The sequence below is a fragment of the Marinitoga sp. 1155 genome (assembly GCF_001021175.1).
In the GTDB taxonomy this organism is placed as follows: domain Bacteria; phylum Thermotogota; class Thermotogae; order Petrotogales; family Petrotogaceae; genus Marinitoga.
In genome coordinates this window covers 177523-199937 of record NZ_AZAX01000001.1, presented here as the reverse complement: position 1 = coordinate 199937, position 22415 = coordinate 177523, and the positions used below count along the sequence as shown (strand labels likewise).

The following is a 22415-nucleotide window of genomic DNA, read 5'->3' as shown; positions in this document are numbered from 1 at the left end:
ATTATCACCTCACATTTTCCATTCTTTAGCTTTTTCTTCAGACTTTAAAATTCTTAAAGCACCTTCAGCTAAAGCTTCCATTTCAAATGACCCTGGGTATAACATTATTAAAGCTATTTTTGAAACTCTTTGTTTTATCATGTCAATAAAAATCTCATTTCTTGCCATTCCGCCGGTAATAATTATCGCATCAACATCCCCTTTTAAGACTGCTGCCATTCCACCTATTTCTTTTGAAATTTGATATGCCATAGCTTCAACCACTTTTTTAGCATAATCATCATGTTCGGCTTTTTTCATTGCTACTCTCAAATCATTAGTACCTAAATATGCAACCAAACCACCTTTACCAATATATCTTTTTTTCAATTCTCTTTTATCATACTTTTTGGAAAAAGCTATTTTAACTAGATCGCCAACTGGTAATTCTCCAGTTCTTTCTGGACTAAATGGGCCTTCATCATTTGCATTATTAACATCTATCATTTTACCTTTTCTTTGAGCACCTATAGATATACCTCCACCAAGATGTACTATAATAAAATTGCATTCTTCATAATTTTTTTTCAATTCATTTGCTGCTTTGCGAGCTACACTTTTCATATTTAATGCATGAAATAAACTTTTTCTTTCTATTTCTGGTATACCAGATATTCTTGACTCTGGTATGAATTCATCTACTGATACTGGGTCTGTTATAAAAACAGGAATTTCATTATTTGCCAATTCCCACCCGATTACTGCGGCTAAATTTGATGCATGTTCTATTTTTGTTTTATCTTTTAAATAATCAACCATTTCTTCATTAACTTTATATGTACCACTTTCAAGTGGTGGCAAAACACCTCCTCTAGCAGCAATAGCATCAAAATCAGTCATTTTATATCCATACTTTTCTATAAATTCTACGATTTCACTTTTTCTTAATTCTATTTGATCCATTAATCTATTATATTTATCTAATTCTTCAGTAGAATGTGTAACTTCTTCTGAAACAATTATTTTATTTTCTTCAAATACAGCTATTTTTGTTGATGTGGAGCCAGGATTAATTACTAATATTCGATACATTTTTCCACCTCGCATAGAATTATTTTATTTTTAAAGTAATTCCTTTTTTCTTTGCATATTCTTCAATAGTTTCCCTTAATCTTTTTGTTCCTTCTTCAAGTTCTTCAAATGAAGGAAGACAGAAGGAAACTCTCATTGTATTTCTTTCTGGTTCTTCTACATAGAATGTTTCCCCAGGAATATATATTATTTTCTTTTCTTTTGCAATCTCAAACATTTCCATTGTATCAAAACCTTCTGGCAATATTATCCAGGAAAATAATCCACCTTCAGGATGTATCCATTCGACACCTTCGATATTACCCAGATATTTTTCCAATGCTTCCATAAATTTATCCTTCTTTTCTTTATATAATTTTATCGTTGGTTGAATTTCCTCGAATAAATCGTGTTTTTCCATAAATCTTGCAGCTATTCTCTGGGTTAATGTCGATGAACAAAGATCCATTCCCTGTTTTGCAAGGACCATTTTTTTAATTAATTCTTCATTTGCAATTATTACACCAATCCTTAAACCAGGAGATAAAACCTTACTAAAGGTATTTAATAATATTACCCTTTTTCCTTCATTTAATTTAAAAATACTTGGAAGTTTTTCTCCTTCAAATCTTAGTGCGCCATATGGATCATCTTCAATAATTATGAAGTCATATTTTTCTGCTAATTCTATTAATTTCTTTCTTTTTTCTAATGACAAGGTTATTCCTGCAGGATTGTGAAAATTACTTACAGTATATACAAATTTAAATTTATCAATCTTTCCTTCTTTTTCAAGTTTTTTTAACTCACTTTCTAAAATATCTAAATTCATACCATCTTTTTCTAATGGAATACTTATATAATTAGGATTTCTCTGATTAAATGCACTTCCCGCGCCTAAATAAATTGGTTTACTTACTGCACAATAACTATCTTCATCTAAAAATACTGTTCCCAATATAAACAATGCCTGCTGAGAACCTGTTGTAATCATTATATTTTCTTCATTTAAGCAATGTATGTCTTCGTATTTTTTTAATAATCTGATATACTGTTTTATTAATTCAGGATCACCTTCGGTTGAACCATATTGCAACGCAACCTTGTATTCATTCATTATTACATCATTTGCTATTTTAGATAATTTTTCTATTGGAAATGTTTCAGGATCTGGAATACCGCCACCAAATGAAATAATTCCTTTTGCCGTTGCAGTTTTCAACAGTTCTCTAATGATGTTTGATTTAATTCTGTTTACTGTTACAGAATATTTACTTTCAAATTTCATACATTTCACCCCTCCGAATTTAGTTTTTTTCTCATTTTTATTTTACACTTTTAAATATATTTTTACAAAGTTGATTACAGAGGTATATATCGGGTTATATAGAATTATATGTGATTATATGCTGTGTGAAAAATTTTTCACGAAATTTTTTTCAATAATGCTGTTGGCTTTTCATTATAATATATTGTATAATTGGTATAGAAATTTTTATTTAAGAGGAGGAATAAAAATGTGGGAAAACTTAAAAACCGTTGATCCTGAAATTTATGATATTGTTATGAAAGAATTAAAAAGACAGGAGTTCGGATTAGAATTAATAGCTTCAGAAAATTTTGCATCTCAGGCTGTAATGGAAGCAATGGGGAGTGTATTAACAAATAAATATGCAGAAGGTTATCCTAAAAAAAGATATTATGGTGGTTGTGAATTTGTTGACGAAGCTGAATCTTTAGCAAGAAAAAGGGCTAAAGAATTATTTGGGGCAAAATATGCTAATGTTCAACCACATTCAGGTTCTCAGGCAAATATGGGTGTTTATTTAGCGTTAATGGAAACAGGAGAAACATTAATGGGAATGTCGTTAAGTCATGGTGGTCATTTGACACATGGAGCTTCTGTTAACTTTTCTGGTAAAATATTCAATGTAGTACAGTATGGAGTTAACGAAGAAACAGAGGTTATCGATTATGATGAGGTTGAAAAGCTAGCTATTGAACATAATCCGAAAATTATAGTAGCTGGTGGAAGTGCGTATGCGAGGATTATTGATTTTAAGAGATTTAGAGATATTGCAAATAAAGTAGGAGCTTATTTAGTTGTTGATATGTCACATTTTGCAGGTTTAGTTGCTGCTGGTTTATATCCCAATCCTTTGGAATATGCACACGTTGTTACTACTACTACACACAAAACATTAAGAGGTCCTCGTGGAGGTATGATTTTAACTAATGATAAAGAAATATATAAATTAATCAATAAAAGCATATTTCCAGGGATTCAAGGTGGACCTTTAATGCATGTTATTGCTGCAAAAGCTGTAGCTTTCAAAGAAGCTCTATCTCCAGAATTTAAAGAATATCAAGCTCAAGTTGTTAAAAATGCAAAAAAATTAGCAGAAGAAATGGAAAAGTTAGGGTTCAGAATAGTTTCTGGGGGCACAGATTCACACCTTTTCTTAGTTGATTTAACAGAAAAAAATGTAACGGGTAAAGCTGCTGAAAAAGCTTTAGAAGCTTCTGGTATTACTGTTAATAAAAATACTATACCAAAAGAAACAAGATCACCATTTGTTACAAGTGGAATCAGAATAGGAACCCCTGCTGTTACAACAAGAGGAATGAAAGAAAGTGAAATGAAAATTATTGCTCAATTAATCAATGAGGTTATTATAAATATAAAAGACGAAGATGGTAGTCTGGATGATGAATTTAAAGAATCGATTAAATTCAAAGTTAAAGAATTATGTGAAAAATTCCCTTTATATAAAGGAAAAATATTTTAAAATCATAAAAAAGCCCCAAAAGGGGCTTTTTTATGATTCTTTTTTCTTGTTGAAAAAATTAAGTTATCTTTAGATATTATTTTAATAAAAATTTTTAAATATATTCGGAAAGGTTAAGAATAAAAAAAACGGAGCTTATAGCTCCGCAAATTCCTTAGTTTATTTTAAGGAGGATAGGGGTATTATTATAATACCACTATTATGTTAAATAAAAATCCATTAATTATTCAAAAATATGTATTATAAATTAAGAAAAGCAAAACAAAATAGTTATGAAAAATTTTTTAAAAAAATAGAAATTAATGATATAATATAACAAGAATACATTTCAGGAGGTGTTTTTTGGTGAAGCATTTTTCAAAATATTTTATTGTAGTAATTGTTTTAATGGCATTTTTATTTATTCCTAAAATAGGGATATCTGAAGGTTCAAAGGAAACAGGGAAAAACTTAAAGATTGCATTTGTTCAAATGGAAAAGGTTACACAAAATTATTATAAATGGGTTGACCTACAGGAAAAATATAAAAACGATCTTCAATATTATCAGAACAAAATAAACAAATTGCAACAGGATTTTGAAAATCTCAAAAATTCTGGAGCTTCACAGGAAACTTTAGTTCAAAAACAAAAAGAATTACAAACAAGAGTTTCAGAATATCAAAAAGCTATTCAGGACGAATATACCAAAAAAACAAATGAAATTCTGGATGAAATAAAAACAAAAATTATCAGTTATGCCAAAGATAATGGCTATAATCTGGTACTTTATGAACCATCGGTTTTATATGCAGATGAATTAGTAGACATTACGCAACAAATAATCGAAATGTTAAAAAAATAATATGTATAATTTGATATGTAAAAAGATTACAAAAAAATATGGAAGAAAGATTGTATTAAATAATGTCGATTTTGAAGCCAGCACTGGAAAAATAGTTGGGATTTTAGGTCCTAACGGTGCTGGCAAGTCGACATTATTTAAATCAATTTTGGGAATAGTGGTTCCTAAAAGCGGAGATATTTTTCTCGACAATGAAAAGATTACTCATTTGCCAGTTCATGTTAGAGCTAAAAAAGGGATAGCATATCTTCCACAGGAACCTTCTGTTTTTAGAAATTTAACCGTTTGGGATAATATGGAATTAATAGCAACAATGCTAAATATAGAAAACAAACATATGATTATTGAAAATATTTTAATGGAATTTGGTATTTTTGACTTAAAAAATCAAATCGCTGATTCACTTTCTGGTGGAGAAAAAAGAAGATTAGAATTTGCCAGAACGCTTTTAACAAATCCAAAATTTATTTTGCTTGATGAACCATTTGTAGGAATTGATCCAATAACTGTAAAAGATATACAAAAAATTATAAAATCTTTATCTAAAAAAAATCTCGGAGTTATAGTGACAGATCATAATGTTGACGAAATTGCTGAAGTCGTTGATATTTTATATGTTTTGCATAAAGGTAATGTTATAGCTTTTGGAGAACCAGAAACTGTTTTAAATAATAAACTTGTAATAGAAAATTACTTAGGCTGGTGAATTTATGAATATAGGCGTTATAGGTTATTCTGGAGATCCAGAAAAAGAACCAATTAAAGCACTTCAAAACATTATATTTGAATTAGGTAAAATTATATCTAAAAATAATTGGACATTATTTAGCGGTGGCAGAGATGGTGTTATGGAATTAATTTCCAAATCTGTTAAGGAGCATGGAGGAAAAACTGTTGGAATATTACCTTGGGAAATTAATGGAAATGATTATCTTGATATTTCAATAAAAACAGGCCTTGACTTTTCTATGAGGTCTTATGTGTTGGTTAAAAGTGTTGATGTTATTATTAGTATTGGTGGTGAAATTGGAACTGGTATAAAGATTTTAGGAGCATATGCAAATAGAAAACCTGTAATTTTATTAAGTGGTACTGGTGGATGGACTGATAGAATTCAAAAAATTCTTATTGATGGAAAATATCTTGATAATAGAAGATTGTCAGAAGTTTATATTGTTAATGATTTAAACAAACTGGAAGAACTATTAAAAAAATTACAGGAGGAATATTATGATTAGATTGAGATTTGCACCAAGCCCCACCGGGAATTTACATGTTGGTGGTGTTAGAACTGCTTTGTTTAACTGGCTTTTTGCTAGAAAAAATAACGGTAAGTTTGTTTTAAGAATAGAAGATACAGATACTGAAAGATCAAAAAAAGAGTTTGAAGATAATATAATAGAGGCCTTAAAATGGTGTAACTTAAACTGGGATGAAGGTCCGGATATTAATGGAAATTATGGTCCGTATAGGCAGAGTGAAAGATTAGAATTATACAGAAAATATATTAATTTATTAATTGAAAAAAATATGGCATACTATGCTGTTTATAATAATGATAATGAAGAATTTTTTGTTTCAAATACCTATCCGGAAAATTATAAAGAATATAGTATTGTTGTTAAATTTAAAGTTAATAAGAAAGGTTTTACTGAATTCAATGATTTATTGAAAGGGAATATAAAGTTCAGAAATGATTTATTAGATGATTTTATAATTTTGCGTTCTAATGGTATTCCTGTATACAATTTCACTGTTGTAATAGATGATCACTTTATGAATATTACCCATGTTATTAGAGGTGAGGATCATATCTCTAATACTCAAAAACAAATAATGTTATATAAAGCTTTTGGATGGAAAGTACCAGAATTTATGCATATTCCTTTGATTCTTGGTAATGATAAAAAACCTTTAAGCAAAAGACATGGCGGTACTACTGTTGAATACTTCAGAAATGAAGGTATATTAAGTGATGCTTTAATGAATTATCTCGCTTTGTTAGGATGGACTGTAGAAGAAGAAATTTTTAATTTTAAAGATAAAGTTTCATTATTTACTCCACAAAAAATTTCAAATAAAGGTGTAGTATTTGATTATGAAAAGTTAGAATGGATGTGTGGAAAACATTTGCGAATGAAAAAAATTGAAAGTCTATACTTTGAATTTATTGAATGGCTAGATTATCAAAAAGATTTTTCTTTAAAGAATAAAATCGAAGAAGATAAAGAATATTCTTTAAATGTTTTATCGATTTGCAGGGAGAAAGTTAATACTTTAAAGCAGTTAAAAGATTTTTCATATAATTTCTTTATTGATGATTTTTATTATGAAGATAAGTTTCTCGATAAGTTTTTGAAAAAAGATTGGGCAATTGATTTAATAAAAATATCACAGGAAAAATTTGAAAATTTAGAAGAGTATACAGTTGAAAATGTTGAAAATGTTATCAGAAATATTGCAGATTTAAAAATAACTTCTAAAAAGAATACATTTCAAACTATACGAGGCATTGTTTTAGGAAAGTTAGTCACACCAGGCTTATTTGAATCTATAGCAATTTTAGGTAAAGAAAAAACTTTATCGCGTTTTAAAAAAGCAGAGGTGTTTATATATGAACATTTTAGAAAATAAAAATATTATTTTAGGTGTTAGTAGCGGAATTGCAATTTATAAAGCTGTAGATTTATCTTCTAAATTGAGAAAATCAAACGCTAATCTGAGTGTTGTTTTAACAGAAAATGCAAAAAAATTAGTATCTCCTGTTGTATTTTCAGCTGTTGGAAACTGTCCCGTTTATACAGATTTGAATGATGTAAATAATGGCTGGATACCTCATACTCAACTTTCAATGAATGCTGATGCATTAATCATTGCTCCAGCTACTGCTAATATAATAGCCAAAATTGCCAATGGTTTTGCAGATGATCTTTTATCTTTGATAGCTCTGGCTTTTAGAAAAAAAGCTAAAATACTTGTTCCAACAATGAATACAAGAATGTATGAATCCCCAGCATTAAAAAGAAATTTAGAAACTTTAAAAAACGATGGATGGTTGATTGTTGAACCAGAAGTTGGACATCTGGCCTGTGGAGAAATTGGAAAAGGGAGATATCCGGAAAATAATATGATATTAGAATTTTTAGAATATTCATTAACAAAAAAAGATATGAAGGGAAAAAATGTATTAATAACGGCGGGACCAACAATTGAATCTATAGATCCTGTTCGAAATATTACCAACAAATCCAGCGGGAAAATGGGATATGAGTTAGCAAGAGCTTTTTCGTATAGAGGTGCTGAAGTCACATTAATTTCTGGTCCAACACATATTAAACCACCATATATATTGAAAAAATTTATTAAAGTAAATACAGCTTTTGAAATGAAAAATGAAGTTATGAAATTGTATAAAGATTTTGATATTATTATCATGGCAGCAGCAGTTTCTGATTTTAAAGTGATGAATTATTCTAAAGAAAAAATAAAAAAAGACCTTTCCAATTTTTCTCTTGAGTTAATCAAAAATCCGGATATTTTAAAAGAATTGGGGAAGATAAAAAACAAAAATCAGTTTTTAGTAGGTTTTGCTGCTGAATCAAATAATTTAATTGATTATGCAAAGAAAAAATTAATAGAGAAAAATTGTGACTTAATCGTAGCCAATGATATTTCAAAAAAAGAGATAGGATTTGATTCTGAATTAAATGAAATTTACATAATAAATAAAATGGGAGATGTTACCCATGTTGAAAAAAATTCTAAAAAATATATTGCTTTTAGGATTATTGATTATATTTCCGATAATTATAATGGCAAAAGCTAATATAACTTTTTTAAAATTTCAGAATAATATTATTTATTTTAGATTAATTACAGAAGAAAGGATAATAAATCCTAAAATCTTTTTGTTTGATACTGGGTTTAGAGTAAGACCAGATTATAATTATAGTCCAACGTATATCGATATAAGAGTAAATATTAATGATTTTAGTAAAAATGATATTTTAACTTTAGAAATAGAATATGATTCTTTGTCAGGAAGGAAAAAGATTATTATTAATAATTTCCTTGATTTAAGAGAATTTTTCGAAGAAATAAATTTAGAAGTTTCTACTATTGAAACACTTGATGGTTGGAAAGGTGTTTTAGTAAACAATTCTAATAGAAACTTTAAAATAAAAAATGTTTTTATTGATAGGAAAATAAAAATTTATAATAGCGAAAATAATTTATATTATCTTCCAGAAAAACTTGAAGATGGATTTCATGAAATTAATATTACTTATTTAAATAAATATATGATTGAAAGAAAAAAAACAATTAGATTTTTTAAAAAAGGATGGTTTTATGCATCTTCAAATATAAAGGGTGCCTCGTATAAAGTTCGATTTATTGATAATTATTTAGTAAAAAAGGGAGATTCAATATATAAAATTGCCAGAAAATTTAATGTTAAACCTGGTGAAATTATATTATATAATAACATTTCTGATCCAAAAACCATATATCCGGGACAATTACTAAAAATAGGAAAATTAAAATTTGGAGAAAGCCCTTTAATTATTACTATAGACCTTGATAAATCTATTCTTAATCTATATTATTTAGGAAAAAAAGTTTTAACTTTTCCGGCTGCAGTTGGAAGAAGTGATGCTACACCTCCAGGCTATTATAGAATAATGTATAAAGAAAAAGAACCCGCTTTATACTGGTATGGAGAATACATAAAACCTGGCTCAATCATTAATGGAGTTGGTAGCCGTTGGTTGCAATTGTCCAAAGAACAATATGGAATTCACGGAACTACTAAACCATGGGAAATTGGAAAAAGAATATCTCATGGTTGTATCAGACTTTTTAATCAAGATGTTGAACTATTAGACTTTTTAACCGGAATTGGAACAGAGGTTTATGCTTTAAAATCTGCGAGGTGATTTAGTTTGCTTTTTCTTTTAACCCTATTTAAAATTTTGCCTTTGTTTTTAATAATTTTATTGGGATATATTTTTGGAAAGGCTTTTTTTGATCTGGATAATACTATATTAAATAAAATAACTATATGGATTGCTGGAAATGTGCTGGCATTTACCGCGATTAACTCTCATCCCCCTTTATTTAAAGAATTAAAATCATATTTTATGGGATATTTAGTAATATTTGTTTTATCAATTTTAATTCCTTTTATTTTAAAAAAATTTAATTTAATAAAAGCTGAAAAAGGTATCATTTCTTTTGCATTAATGTTTTCTAATGGTGGATATTTAGGATACCCTGTAGTTGAAGCTTTATTTGGTGAAGAATATATATCTAAAGCTGTTATTTATGTTATAGTTATGACCTTACTATCTTTTTCTATTGGTATAATAATATTAACAGGAAATATTCGCAAAGGTTTAACAAATATGCTAAAACTTCCTATGTTATGGGGGTTTTTAATAGGATGGGTTTTGGGAGCAAATGGTTTGTATTGGAATAATTTACCATTTTTTTTATCACGGCCTATAGAAATGATAAAAGATGCCAGTATTGTTATTATTCTGATTAATATTGGTGTTTCTTTATCAAGAATTAAGATTAAAATTTATGATTTATATGATACTATATTAACTACTATTTTCAAATTAGTTATTTTTCCAACAATCGCTGTTTTTCTGGTTAAATTTATGAATTTGGATCCCATATTAGCTGGTGTTTTTGTTATTGAAGTTGGAATGCCTGTTGGTATGAATGTTTCTTTTATAACAGAAGAATTAAAAATAAATCCTGCACTTGGTAATTTGCTGGTTTTTGTGAGCACATTATTATCAATATTGACTGTACCATTATTATATTATTTCATTAATATGATTTAGAATGGAGGGATAAAATGTTTGATATGAAAAAAATTAGGAAAGTTGCTTTGATTGGTGCAACCACAAATAAATCTAAATATGGCTATAAAATTTTAAAAGATTTAATTTCAAAAGGATATGAGGTTTTACCAGTAACACCAAATTATGAACAAATCGAGGGTATTAAAACTTATAAAAGTGTAAAAGATTTACCAAATGTAGACATTTTGAATTTTGTAGTTCCCCCAAAAATTGGTTTAGAAATCACAAAAGAAGCATATAAACACGGGTTTAAAAAATTTTGGTATCAACCTGGAGCTGAATCAGAAGAAATAAAAAAATATCTTGAGTCATTAAATGATTCTGAAGTGGAATATTTATTTTATAAGTGTATAATGGTTGAAACTATCTAAAAGCCCGTATGGGCTTTTTTAATATTGGAGGATGAATTATGTCTGATATAATGAAATTTACTGCGATATTTGCTTCGGCTACTATGGTTAGCAGATTTTTAGGATTATTTAGAGATATGTTGTTTGCATATTATTTTGGTAGAAGTGGCGAATATGATGCCTATATAATTGCTATTTTATTACCATTTTTCTTAAGAAGAATTTTTGCAGAAGGAGCATTTTCAACTGTATTCATTCCTTTATATTCAAGAAAAAAAGGAAAAGACGCAGACATCTTTGCAAGTACTGCTATTAATCTTTTACTTATTATTACAGTATCATTGTATATTCTCGTTCTTTTTTTCTCACAATCTTTTGTAAAAATTCTTGGTAGCGGTATGAATGTTGAATATATATCATTATCTTCAAATCTTATAAAAATAACTTTTCCTTTTATTACTTTCATTTCTATATGGTCAATATTTTCTGGAATATTGTATAATGAAAATAATTTTTTTATTTCTGCTGTTTCACCAGCTATTACAAATATTTTTACCATATTGGGTATAATTTTTTCTTCGTATTTTTCAGTAAAGATTTATGGACCAACTATTGGCTTTTTTTTAGGCGGGTTTTTTCAACTGCTTTTTTTATTTATTTATATAAAAAAGAAAAAGCTCTTTCACTATTATTTTGCTTTAAAAAAAGATTATGTTAATGAAATTATGAATATGTTTATTCCTGCTTTTTTTGGAGTTGCAATATCCCATATCAACAGTATTGTTGATACTAACATAGCAACATGGACAGGCGAGGGAAGTGTTGCAACTATACAATACGCTTTAAGATTATACCAATTACCTCTGGCAATTTTTTCGGTTAGTATCGCAAATGTAATTTTACCCAGATTGTCCAAATTATCGCATAATAAACAAAAAGAAAAATTCATATTTGAATTTAAAGAAGCCATATTAATTTCTCTGTTTTTAACTATTCCTGCTTCATTTGGTTTGATTTTTTTAAGCAACGATATTATAAAATTAATTTATCAGCGTGGTACATTCACAGAAAAAGATACTATAATAACTGCTTTTACACTAATAACATATTCAATAGGAATAATATTTTATTCTATCCACGGAATTTTAGTTAGAAATTATTATTCAAAATTAAATACAAAAAAACCTACCAGAATTTCATTTATTATGGTTTTTATAAATATTATTCTAGATATTATTCTAGCAAAATATATGGGTGTTGCTGGTATCGGACTGGCTACGAGTATTTCAGGATTTGTTGGTATGCTGATTTTAGGTTGGGAATTTTTTATTCATTTTAATAAAATTGATTATATAGAAATTTTTAAAATTATTATTTCGACAATTATTATGATTTTAAGTTTATTTATTCTAAAAAATATTCACTCTTCTAATTTATATACAATTTTTTTAGTTTTTGCTGGAGTTCTTATTTACTTTATTTCCTCATATATTTTCAAAATAAAATATTTAAAAGCCATTATTCAATTTATACAAAAATAAAATGAAGGATTTAACCATCCAAAATGCGCTATAAGCAGATTCATCCAATTCTTCGTCTATGCAATTTTCAAGTTTCCATACTTTATTTTCGGACACGGTAATTATTTAGAGAAACGAATTAAATTGAAATTTATATATAATTAAATGATTTGTGGTATAATTATAGTGAAAAATAATTTATTATTAGGGGGCTCGAATATGGATGTAATGACAGTAACCTTAAACCCATCTCTTGATAGAGAAATTATAATAGAAAATTTTAAAAGTGGAGAAATGTTTAGAATTTCAAATCCTTCAAATGCTCTCATGGAACCTGGCGGAAAAGGTGTAAATGTATCAAAAATGCTTAGTAAATTAGGAATTGAAAATATGGCTTTAGGTTTTTTAGGTGGTTTTGTTGGAAGAGTTTTTTTAGAAAAACTTTTGGAAGACAGAAATATTACAGCTAATTTCATTTTTGTAGAGGAAGAAACTCGTGAAAATATAGCGATTTTGGATTTAAAAAATCATACAATTACTCAAATTAATTCCAGTGGACCAAAATTAACTGATGCAGACATTGAACATTTTATGCAAAGATACATAAATTCTTTATCTCTGGTAGATCACGTTTTGATTTCTGGTAGCGTTCCACCAAATACACCAGACGATATATATGCAAAAATGTTCTCTTTAGCTCACGAAAGAAATATAACAACTTACATGGAAGCAAATGGTAGGCATTTTAATATTGCTGTTAAAAATGCATGTCCTGAAGTTGTAAGGATTGATTTAAGAAAGGAAAAAAAATATTTTGATAATGAGTTAAAGGATATAGAAGATTATATTTATGCAGCAGAAGATATAATTAAACATGGAGCTAAATTAGCTGTTTTAAGCTATCATGTTGAAGGAGATATCATAGCAACAAATGATGGAATATGGCTTTTTAAAGTAAATGAAACAATTGATAGATCTCATTTATTCGGCGTTGGTGATTCATTTATGACTGGAATAATATATTATATTCTAAAAAATGGAAAAAACTTTCTTGAATCTGCAAAGTTTGGTATGGCAACGGCTATTGCAAAGGTACATCATGTGGAAAAATATATTGAAAATATAGATGAAATACATAGATACTTTAATTATTTTGAAACAAAGAAGGTGAAATGATGAGGGTAGAAGATATAATGTTAAAAGATGTGACATCTTTAATGATAGATGTGACTATTGAAAGATTTATAACATTATGCGAAAGACATGGTTATTCCGCTTTACCTGTTGTAGATGAAGAATTTCATCTTGTGGGACTATTAAGTGAATCCATGGTAATAAAAGCATCTATTCCAGGATATCTGTCTTTAATGCAGTCCACATCATTTATACCTGATTCACAACAATTTATTAAAGGTTTAAGTAATATTTTGCATAAACCTGTATCGGAAATTATGGATAAAAGTCCAACAAAAGTCTATTACGATGATACAGCTTTACATGTTGCAGATGTAATAATAAAAAATAGCTTAAAAATAGTTCCTGTTGTTGATTATGATAATAGATTAGTTGGAATAGTCAGAAGAATAAAATTATTAAGTCTTGCAGCAAAGGGGATTTTGGAAGAATCGTGGAAATGAAAAAAATAGATATTATTACTTATGGATGTAAATTAAATCAAGCTGAAAGTGAATTTATCGGTGAAAAGCTAAAACAATTAAATTTCAAAGTAATTTACGATAATAAAAAGGATAATTGTGATTATATTTTAATAAATTCATGTACTGTTACATCAGAAGCTGAACGAAAAATAAAACAGTTAATTAGAAGCATAAAAAGGAAAGATATGTCTAAAAAAATAATTGTGGTTGGATGTTATGCTCATACTAATGTCGAAGAATTAAAAAAAGCTGGAGCAGATTTAATCCTTGGCAACTTAGAAAAAAAATATATTGAGCAGTATATTGATAAAGAAGGTGTTTTTGTCGATAAAAATTATTGGAATAAGAAAAAGGAAGAAGTATTTATACCTTCTAAACCTTATAATTCATATTCGAGATATTTTCTTCCAATTGAAGAAGGGTGTCTTGAATTTTGTTCATATTGTAGAATTATATTTGCCAGAGGAAATAAAATAAGAAGTGTAGAAAAAGAGCAAATTTTTGAAAGTATTGATAATATATTATCTCAAAATATAAAGGAAATTATATTTACAGGCATTAATTTATCTTATTTTGGTTATAGTACAGATTATAATTTAAAAAAATTAATTTTTGATATAAATAAAAAATATAGAGAAAAAAATATTAGATTTAGAATAAGTTCTTTATATCCTGATTTTATTGATGAAGAGATTATTAGATTACTGAATGATAGCAGTATTTTCGAAAAACATATTCATCTATCACTTCAACACATTTCTGATAATATTCTAAAAAATATGGGTAGAAAATATAATGAAAAATATTTACATATGTTATTTGATAAAATATATTCTATAAATTCATTTTTTTCGATATCTGCAGATTTAATAGTAGGGTTTCCTGGAGAAAGTGATAATGATTTTCAAAGGTTAATTAATTTTTTAGAAAAATATAATTTTTCTCGCATTCATGCTTTTAGGTATTCAAATAGACCTAATACAAAAGCTGCTCGAATGAAGGAACAAATTCCTGGAAATATAAAAAAAGAGCGAATGAAAATATTACAAAAGTATATACAAAATTCATCTAAAAAATATCTGGAGCATTTAAAAAATAGAAAAGTAACTGTGTTAATTGAAAAAGTTGATAAAAAAAATAGTTTTAGTTATGGATATGATGAATTTTATGTTTATCATAAAATAAATAATATTTTAAATAATAATGAATTTTACGATGTTAAAATAAAAAATATTAATAATACTGGAGTGATTTCTCATGTTTTATGATTCAGAAAAATGGATTGAAAAAGAAAATTATATGAATGAGGATTTCGAACTTTTTAACGGGTATTCAACATATGAAACATTACGAACTTACAATAAAAATACATTTGCTCTTAAATTCCATTTTGAAAGATTGAAAAAATCTGCTATGTTTCTTGGTCTGGAAATTCCTGAATATGATAAATTAAAAAATATATTAAATGATGGTATAAAAAAAATAAATTGCAAAAGTGATGTTCGAATAAAAGTATTAGTAAATAAATATACATCACGGAAAAAATCTTTTTATGCATTCATAGAACCTATAATTGAAATAGATGATTTAAGAGAAAGTGGTGTTGTATTAACTATTTCTCGTGAAAGAAAACCAAAAAACCCTGTTATTCCTTATTATGTTAAAACAAACTTAAATGGTTATAGTCTTTATCTAAGGCAAAAATATAATGCATATTATGATTCCATTGTATTGAATGAATTTGGATATGTAACTGAAGGAACAAAATCAAATATTTTTATAGTTACCGCCGGAGTTATAACCACTCCCCCAATATCTTCTGGAATATTGCCGGGTGTAACAAGAAAGATAGTTTTAGATTTAATAGAAAGCTTTAATATGGATTTTGAAGAAAGAAATATTGAAGTATGGGAATTACTATCAGCTGATGAAGTTTTTTTAACTCATACAAGTGTAGGTATTATTCCTGTTAGAAGAATTGTTCCTAATTTTACTTTTAACGCTCCTGGAATAACTACCGAAACACTTATTAATTATTGGAATGATTTTATTATCAGTAATAATAATTATTGGGAATGAAAATGAAAGATTTCAATGAATTATTTAAAGAATTAAGTAAAAAAAACAATATACTAAAAAAAGTTTTATTAATAAAAGATTTAAAACTTATCGTACAAAAAGTTTTTGAAAAACATGGTTTAACCTCAGTGGAGGTAGTTAATGTGGATCTAAAAACCTCCACACTTTTTTTGTATGTTGATAATAATTATATTAAACAGGAAATTATCTTTAAAAAGAAAAAAATTTTAGAAGATATTAATAATATACTTGAACAGGATAAAATAAAAAATTTGAAATTTTCCGGAGGTGTTAATCAATGAATAAATATTCTCAAGATAATATAAAAGTTTTAAAAGGTTTAGAACCAGTAAGAAAAAGACCTGGTATGTATATAGGTTCCATTGGAAAACCTGGATTAAACCATTTAGTATATGAAATTGTTGATAATAGTGTCGATGAATATATGAGCGGATTTTGTACAAAAATAATCGTAAAAATAAATGATGATAATACAATAGAAGTTATTGATAATGGAAGAGGTATTCCGGTCGGGCCTCATCCTACAGAAAAAAAAGATACTCTTGAAGTTGTATTTACAACTTTACACGCTGGAGGAAAATTCGATAATGCAACCTATAAAATAAGTGGTGGATTGCACGGAGTTGGTGCCTCTGTAGTAAATGCTTTATCTGAATTTCTTGAGGTTTGGGTTCATAGAAATGGAAAAATTTATTATCAAAAATATTCAAGAGGAAATAAGGTAACTGAGGTAGAAATATTAAGTGAAACTAATAAAACAGGAACTCATATTAAATTTAAGCCCGATTCTGAAATATTTGAAAATGGCGATATTGAAGTAGAAGGGCAAATTGTTGAAAATAGATTAAGGGAATTGGCGTTTTTGAATCCAGGACTTGAAATTGAATTTATTGATGAAAAAAGAAATAAAAAAAGTATCTTCAAATATGAAAGAGGTATATCTGAATTTTTAGAATTTTTAGTTAAAAAAAATAAAAAAACACCTATTCACGAAAACCCTATTTTTGGAACAGGGAGTGTTAAAAATCCGAGAGGTAAAGGTTTCTCCGATATCATTGTTGAGTTTTCAATGATGTACACACGTAATGATTTTCCACATATATATAGTTACGTAAACAATATCAGAACAATTGAAGGCGGAGAACATGAGTCAGCATTTAAGGCTACTTTAACCAGATTGATAAATGAATATGCCAGAAAAAATGGTTTTTTAAAAGAAAAAGAAGACAACTTTACCGGAGAAGATGTAAGGGAAGGTTTAATTGCTATATTAAGTATTAAATTACCAGATCCTATATTTGAAGGTCAGACAAAAGCTAAATTAGGTAGTAAAGAAGTGAGAATTGCAGTAAATGAAATTTTATCCGAATATTTAATAAAGTTTTTGGATTCACATCCTAAAGATACAAAAATGATTTTTGAACGTATTAAAGAAGCTGCAAGAGCACGTATAAATGCGAAAAAGGCTAGAGATAAGGTTAAAAGAAAATCTATCTTTGAAAACTCACCTTTACCAGGAAAATTAGCGGATTGTACTTCAACTAATCTGGACGAAACGGAGTTATTCATCGTAGAAGGTAATTCTGCTGGTGGAAATGCTAAAACGGCAAGAGATAGAAATTTCCAGGCAATTCTTCCATTAAGAGGAAAGATTATCAATGTTGAGAAACATGATATTGAAAGATTAATGAAAAATGAACAGGTTTCAAATATAATATCAGCTATAGGGACAGGAATTGGCGACAATTTCAACATTAAAAAATTAAGATATGGTAAAATCATTATTATGACTGATGCTGATGTTGATGGAGCGCATATAAGAACTCTCTTATTAGCTTTATTTTTTAGATTTATGCCTGAACTTATTAAAGAAGGTAGAATATATGCTGCACAACCTCCTCTATATAAATTCAAAGCAGGAAAATTTGAAACATATTTGTATAGCGATGAAGAATTAGAAAAGTTAAAAAATGAATATCCAAAATATTTACTTCAAAGATATAAAGGTCTTGGAGAAATGAATTCTGATCAATTATGGGACACAACAATGGATCCTCAAAAAAGAAAATTAATAAAAATAAATATAGATGATCTTATTGAAACAGAAGAAATTTTAGAGATATTAATGGGAAATGATCCATCAGCCAGAAGAGAGTTTATAGAAGAACACGCTTTAAAAATCAAGGAGTTAGATATTTAATATGAACACAGCTCGTAACGTATTATTTGTACTAATTATGATGTATATATTCATAATTTTTTATATGATTTTCCAATTTTTCGTTACAAAAAACAAAGATATTAGAAACTTATTCGTAATACAACAGCCTATATGTGTGGTAGAATTTAATAGCAGATATCTTCTTTTAAATAAAGATGAAATAATTTTTAAAATTTCAGATGTACCAATTGTTGGTTATCCAATTATAGATTTCAATGATTATTTTATTTATAAAGATGATCTTGCAAAATTATCTATAGAACAATTAAGTTATATTTCAAAAATTAACTTTGAAAAAAAAATTATTTATATTAATATCGGTTATAAACTATTCTTTAATTCATGGAAAGATGTTTTGAATCATTTTGATAATACGATAACAAAATTAATAAAAAAAGAACCGGGGAATTATTTTCTTCTCTCTGGAGGTAGTTTAATTAGCATTTATTAGGAGGGATAAAATGGCCAAAAAGGTTATTTATGCAATTGATGTTGGGAATTACTTCATCAAAGGAATAGCATTAGAAGAAAATAAAGGGAAATATCAACTTATATCAAAAGCATTAGAAAGAGCAGAAGGAATTATAAAAGGACAAATTCAGGATGTTAAAGCATTAAGAAGGAAAATTGAAAATGTAATATTTACATTAGAAGGGGAAAATAGCAAAGCTAAAGAAATAGATATAGTTTTATCATATGCTACCAATGAATTAAAAATTTCAAGAGAAAGTTATACATTGGAATTTTCTGAACCTAAAGAAATTACAGAAAGCGATTTAGAAAAAATAAAATCCAACATTCAACAAAAATATTCAGAATTAAATAAGGAAGTTTTAGATATTAAATTTGTGAATTTTGAAGTTGATGACAAAAAGGTAAAAAATCCTGTTGCATTTGTATCAAATTATAGTTTAAATGCAGTTATAAATGTTGTATGGGTTCCAGAAAATTCTTTTGCTCCAATTAGAAATACAATAAAAAATTTAATTGAAGGAGAAATTCCAATATACGACTCAACACTTGCTTCAGCTTACGGCGTTACAAACACGTCAGATAGAAATCTTGGAGTTGGAATTATAGACCTTGGTCATTCTAAAGCAAGAATGCTTATTTTTAAAGATGGTATTCCAAAATTTTATTTAGACTTTGAAGTCGGATTAGAATATGTTTTAAAAGATATTATGCATGTATTAAAAACTTCAGAAAATGAAGCCTTAAGATTATTAGAAGAACATGCAGTATGTTTGCAGGACACAAAAATAGTAAAAAAAGTAGATTATTTAAGCTTGGTAGGAGATCATTATGAATATACCACACAGAATTTACTTAATAAGATTGTTTTTGCAAGAACGAGAGAAATAATCAATAAATTAAATAGCGATCTTGCAAAATTGGAATATGAAAATACTCTTGAAATAGCAGGAGGTCTTCAAGCCGGAATTATTCATACAGGTGGCGGGGCAAGAATTAAGAATATTGAAAAAACTATTTCCGACTTTATGGGAAGCCAAGCTCGATTAGGTGTTGCTTCAAATAATATCAATAATTTTTACATTGATAATGCTGATGAGTTATATAAAGATCCGTTATATTCACCAATTATAGGAACTATAAATTTATATTTCAGTGGAACAAATATACCAAAATTATACATAGAAGATGCAAAAACATATAATGAGAATACTTATACAGAAGAAAAAGTTGAGAAAAAGGGTGGTTTCTTTTCAAGATTGGGAAGAATCCTTTTAGGAGGTAATGAAGATGCCATTTAATTTACCTATTGAAAATGAACCGAAAGAAATATTTCATAAAAGACCAAAATATGTTATTAAGGTTATAGGTGTTGGCGGCGCCGGAAATAATGCAATTGAAAGAATGATAAGATTAGGAGTATCTGATGTTGATTTAATTGCTGCTAATACAGATGTTCAGGTATTAGAAGCAAGTAGTGCAAAATTCAAACTACAACTTGGCAAAGAATTAACAAGAGGGTTAGGAGCTGGAGGTAATCCAGAGAAGGGTGAAAAAGCTGCTGAAGAAAGTGTAGATGAAATTAGAGAAACAATTCAGGGGACAGACCTGCTTTTTATTACCGCTGGTTTTGGTGGTGGAACTGGAACTGGGGCTTCTCCTGTAATTGCCAGAATAGCACGCGAATTAGGCATATTAACAGTTGCTGTTGTAACTATTCCTTTTCATTTTGAAGGTTCAACAAAACAAAAGATTGCAAACAGTGGATTAAATAAATTAAAGCCATATGTTGATACCTTAATAAAAATCTCTAATGATAAATTATTAGAAGATAATGATGATATTCCTATTAGACAAGCCTTTGCAAAAGCTGATGATATATTGTATCAGGGAATTACAGGAATCTCTGATTTAATTACTAAAAAAGGGTTGGTAAATACCGACTTTGCTGATGTTGAATCTGTATTAAAAAGACGTGGTTCTGCTATGTTAGGAATTGGCTGGGGAAAAGGTCCAAACAAAGCAGAAGAGGCCGCCAAAAATGCATTAAATTCAAAATTTTTGGAAAATTCTGTACAAAATGCTACTGCAGCTTTGGTAAATGTTTCTGGTAAGAATCCAACATTAAAGGATTTAAAAACCGTCACATCTATACTTCATTCTTATTCAACTGATGAAGTTAATTTGAAATATGGTATTACGGAAGTAGATGATATGCAACCCGATGAATTAAAAGTAACCATTGTTGCTGCGGGATATAATAAAATATTAAATGATTTTGATGGGGAAAATATATATGAAATACCTGCAATTTATAGATTATTTGGAAATAATGTATTAAATGAAGAACGAATAAAATTAGAAAAATATTTAGAAGCACAGCAGGGAGATTATGAAGAATAATTTAGAAAAAATTGCTATTCAACAGCTTTATTCTAATAAAAAGATAAACAGACAATTTATATCGACTGAATATAACAAGGAAATTTTATTAGAAAATTATTTAAATCTTCTTCTTCAGGAGAAGATTACGGATTTACATTTTTTAGCATATAAAGATTTTTCTCTTGTATCCTATCGCTTCAATACTTCATTAATTGAATTTGATAAAATTTCTAAAAAAACCTATGAAAATATACTAACCAAGATTCAAATACTATCAGGAATAGATATTATTAACGACAGGGATCCGTCAGATGGGTCCTTTACTTTTTATAATCATCGCTTTAGAGTTTCTTTAATAAAAAATATAAATGGCATAAACTGTGTAATTAGAAAGCTTAAAGATATTTCTGATTTAATCAAAGAAAATTTAAATTATCCAGAAATTTTTATTTCTTATGTGGAAAAAATTAAATTATTAAAAAATGGTCTTGTATTGTTTTCTGGTCCAACCGGAAGTGGAAAATCTACAGCACTAGCTTATATTTTAATTAATTTATTAAAAGACTCTCAAAAGAAAATTATAACTATTGAAAATCCACTTGAATACAATATTCCTGGGGCCCAACAAATTGAAATAAAAGATGATTCTGAAAAAACCAGTATATTAAAAAATATACTAAGACATGATCCTGATATTTTAATGACTGGAGAAATTAGAACCGAAGAAATGGCAAAATTAACTATTGAAGCTGCAATGACTGGCCATCTGGTATTTTCAACCATCCATTCTAACAATGTTTTTAACGTAATAAATCGTCTTACTGAAAAGGGTATAGCATTAAATGATATTCTTGATTCTGTAAAAATAATATTTAATCAGAATTTTGTAAGGTTATTGTGTGACTGCTATATTGATGAAAATAATAAAGGATGTCAAAAATGTCATTATACTGGTTATAAATCAATAAAACCAATTTTTGAAATTCTTGAAATCAATGAATTTATTAAAGAATTCTTCAGAGGAGATGATATCTCAAAAATCAAAAATACAACTTTTTATACTTCCTATGAAAGTGAGTTGAATAATCTACTTGTTAAAGGATTAATATCTCAAAAAGAATTTAAATCCTATATGAACACAAATTAGAGGTG

The 22415-nt window shown here is 27.6% G+C and carries 22 protein-coding genes; 20 read left to right on the top strand and 2 right to left on the bottom strand.

Features of this window, described 5'->3' with window-relative positions:
- Positions 1-9 precede the first annotated feature (9 nt).
- On the bottom strand, positions 10-1071 hold the full coding sequence (gene buk, locus X274_RS00950; protein ID WP_047264902.1) for a butyrate kinase: 1062 nt from the start codon (positions 1069-1071) through the stop codon (positions 10-12).
- Positions 1072-1090: 19 nt separating this feature from the next.
- Positions 1091-2338 carry an aminotransferase-like domain-containing protein gene (locus X274_RS00945; protein ID WP_047264901.1) on the bottom strand — a complete coding sequence of 416 codons (1248 nt, stop codon included), beginning with the start codon at positions 2336-2338 and terminating at the stop codon, positions 1091-1093.
- 229 nt (positions 2339-2567) lie between these two features.
- On the opposite strand from X274_RS00945, the gene glyA reads away from it, so the two are divergent.
- From glyA to X274_RS00845, 20 genes are all read left to right on the top strand, one after another.
- A complete protein-coding gene (gene glyA, locus X274_RS00940) occupies positions 2568-3839 on the top strand; it encodes a serine hydroxymethyltransferase (RefSeq protein WP_047264982.1) in 1272 nt (423 codons plus the stop codon).
- Positions 3840-4184: 345 nt separating this feature from the next.
- On the top strand, positions 4185-4682 hold the full coding sequence (locus X274_RS00935; protein WP_052913104.1) for an OmpH family outer membrane protein: 498 nt from the start codon (positions 4185-4187) through the stop codon (positions 4680-4682).
- A gap of 1 nt (position 4683) precedes the next feature.
- On the top strand, positions 4684-5388 hold the full coding sequence (gene lptB, locus X274_RS00930) for an LPS export ABC transporter ATP-binding protein (protein WP_047264900.1): 705 nt from the start codon (positions 4684-4686) through the stop codon (positions 5386-5388).
- 4 nt (positions 5389-5392) lie between these two features.
- Positions 5393-5920, top strand: a complete 528-nt coding sequence (locus X274_RS00925; RefSeq protein ID WP_047264899.1) for a TIGR00725 family protein — start codon at positions 5393-5395, stop codon at positions 5918-5920.
- Entirely contained in the window at positions 5913-7316 is a 1404-nt protein-coding gene (gltX, locus tag X274_RS00920) for a glutamate--tRNA ligase (protein ID WP_047264898.1), read from the top strand. The genes X274_RS00925 and gltX overlap by 8 nt, the downstream gene beginning before the upstream one ends.
- Positions 7297-8508 carry a bifunctional phosphopantothenoylcysteine decarboxylase/phosphopantothenate--cysteine ligase CoaBC gene (gene coaBC / locus X274_RS00915; protein ID WP_047264897.1) on the top strand — a complete coding sequence of 404 codons (1212 nt, stop codon included), beginning with the start codon at positions 7297-7299 and terminating at the stop codon, positions 8506-8508. Before gltX ends, coaBC begins: the two co-directional genes overlap by 20 nt.
- On the top strand, positions 8429-9619 hold the full coding sequence (locus X274_RS11370; RefSeq protein ID WP_052913103.1) for a L,D-transpeptidase family protein: 1191 nt from the start codon (positions 8429-8431) through the stop codon (positions 9617-9619). The genes coaBC and X274_RS11370 overlap by 80 nt, the downstream gene beginning before the upstream one ends.
- A gap of 42 nt (positions 9620-9661) precedes the next feature.
- On the top strand, positions 9662-10537 hold the full coding sequence (locus X274_RS00905) for an AEC family transporter (protein WP_175419513.1): 876 nt from the start codon (positions 9662-9664) through the stop codon (positions 10535-10537).
- A 14-nt stretch (positions 10538-10551) separates the two neighbouring features.
- Positions 10552-10929: a CoA-binding protein gene (locus tag X274_RS00900; protein ID WP_047264895.1), complete on the top strand. Its 378-nt coding sequence runs from the start codon at positions 10552-10554 to the stop codon at positions 10927-10929.
- A 38-nt stretch (positions 10930-10967) separates the two neighbouring features.
- Positions 10968-12449, top strand: a complete 1482-nt coding sequence (murJ, locus tag X274_RS00895) for a murein biosynthesis integral membrane protein MurJ (protein ID WP_047264894.1) — start codon at positions 10968-10970, stop codon at positions 12447-12449.
- A 198-nt stretch (positions 12450-12647) separates the two neighbouring features.
- Positions 12648-13604, top strand: a complete 957-nt coding sequence (locus X274_RS00890) for a 1-phosphofructokinase family hexose kinase (protein WP_047264893.1) — start codon at positions 12648-12650, stop codon at positions 13602-13604.
- Positions 13604-14065, top strand: a complete 462-nt coding sequence (locus X274_RS00885; RefSeq protein WP_047264892.1) for a CBS domain-containing protein — start codon at positions 13604-13606, stop codon at positions 14063-14065. The genes X274_RS00890 and X274_RS00885 overlap by 1 nt, the downstream gene beginning before the upstream one ends.
- Positions 14062-15354: a tRNA (N(6)-L-threonylcarbamoyladenosine(37)-C(2))-methylthiotransferase MtaB gene (mtaB, locus tag X274_RS00880; RefSeq protein ID WP_047264891.1), complete on the top strand. Its 1293-nt coding sequence runs from the start codon at positions 14062-14064 to the stop codon at positions 15352-15354. The genes X274_RS00885 and mtaB overlap by 4 nt, the downstream gene beginning before the upstream one ends.
- Positions 15344-16165, top strand: a complete 822-nt coding sequence (locus X274_RS00875) for an aminotransferase class IV (protein ID WP_047264890.1) — start codon at positions 15344-15346, stop codon at positions 16163-16165. Before mtaB ends, X274_RS00875 begins: the two co-directional genes overlap by 11 nt.
- Positions 16162-16467, top strand: coding sequence for a DciA family protein (locus tag X274_RS00870; RefSeq protein ID WP_084822578.1), 306 nt, complete (start codon positions 16162-16164; stop codon positions 16465-16467). Before X274_RS00875 ends, X274_RS00870 begins: the two co-directional genes overlap by 4 nt.
- On the top strand, positions 16464-18386 hold the full coding sequence (locus X274_RS00865; protein WP_047264888.1) for a DNA gyrase/topoisomerase IV subunit B: 1923 nt from the start codon (positions 16464-16466) through the stop codon (positions 18384-18386). Before X274_RS00870 ends, X274_RS00865 begins: the two co-directional genes overlap by 4 nt.
- Position 18387: 1 nt before the next feature.
- Positions 18388-18858 (top strand): DUF4894 domain-containing protein, encoded by a 471-nt coding sequence (locus tag X274_RS00860; protein WP_047264887.1) that lies wholly within the window; start codon positions 18388-18390, stop codon positions 18856-18858.
- A 10-nt stretch (positions 18859-18868) separates the two neighbouring features.
- Positions 18869-20179 carry a cell division FtsA domain-containing protein gene (locus X274_RS00855; RefSeq protein ID WP_047264886.1) on the top strand — a complete coding sequence of 437 codons (1311 nt, stop codon included), beginning with the start codon at positions 18869-18871 and terminating at the stop codon, positions 20177-20179.
- Entirely contained in the window at positions 20169-21281 is a 1113-nt protein-coding gene (ftsZ, locus tag X274_RS00850) for a cell division protein FtsZ (protein WP_047264885.1), read from the top strand. The genes X274_RS00855 and ftsZ overlap by 11 nt, the downstream gene beginning before the upstream one ends.
- Complete coding sequence (locus X274_RS00845) at positions 21271-22410, top strand: GspE/PulE family protein (protein WP_047264884.1); 1140 nt, start codon at positions 21271-21273, stop codon at positions 22408-22410. Before ftsZ ends, X274_RS00845 begins: the two co-directional genes overlap by 11 nt.
- Positions 22411-22415: the final 5 nt, after the last annotated feature.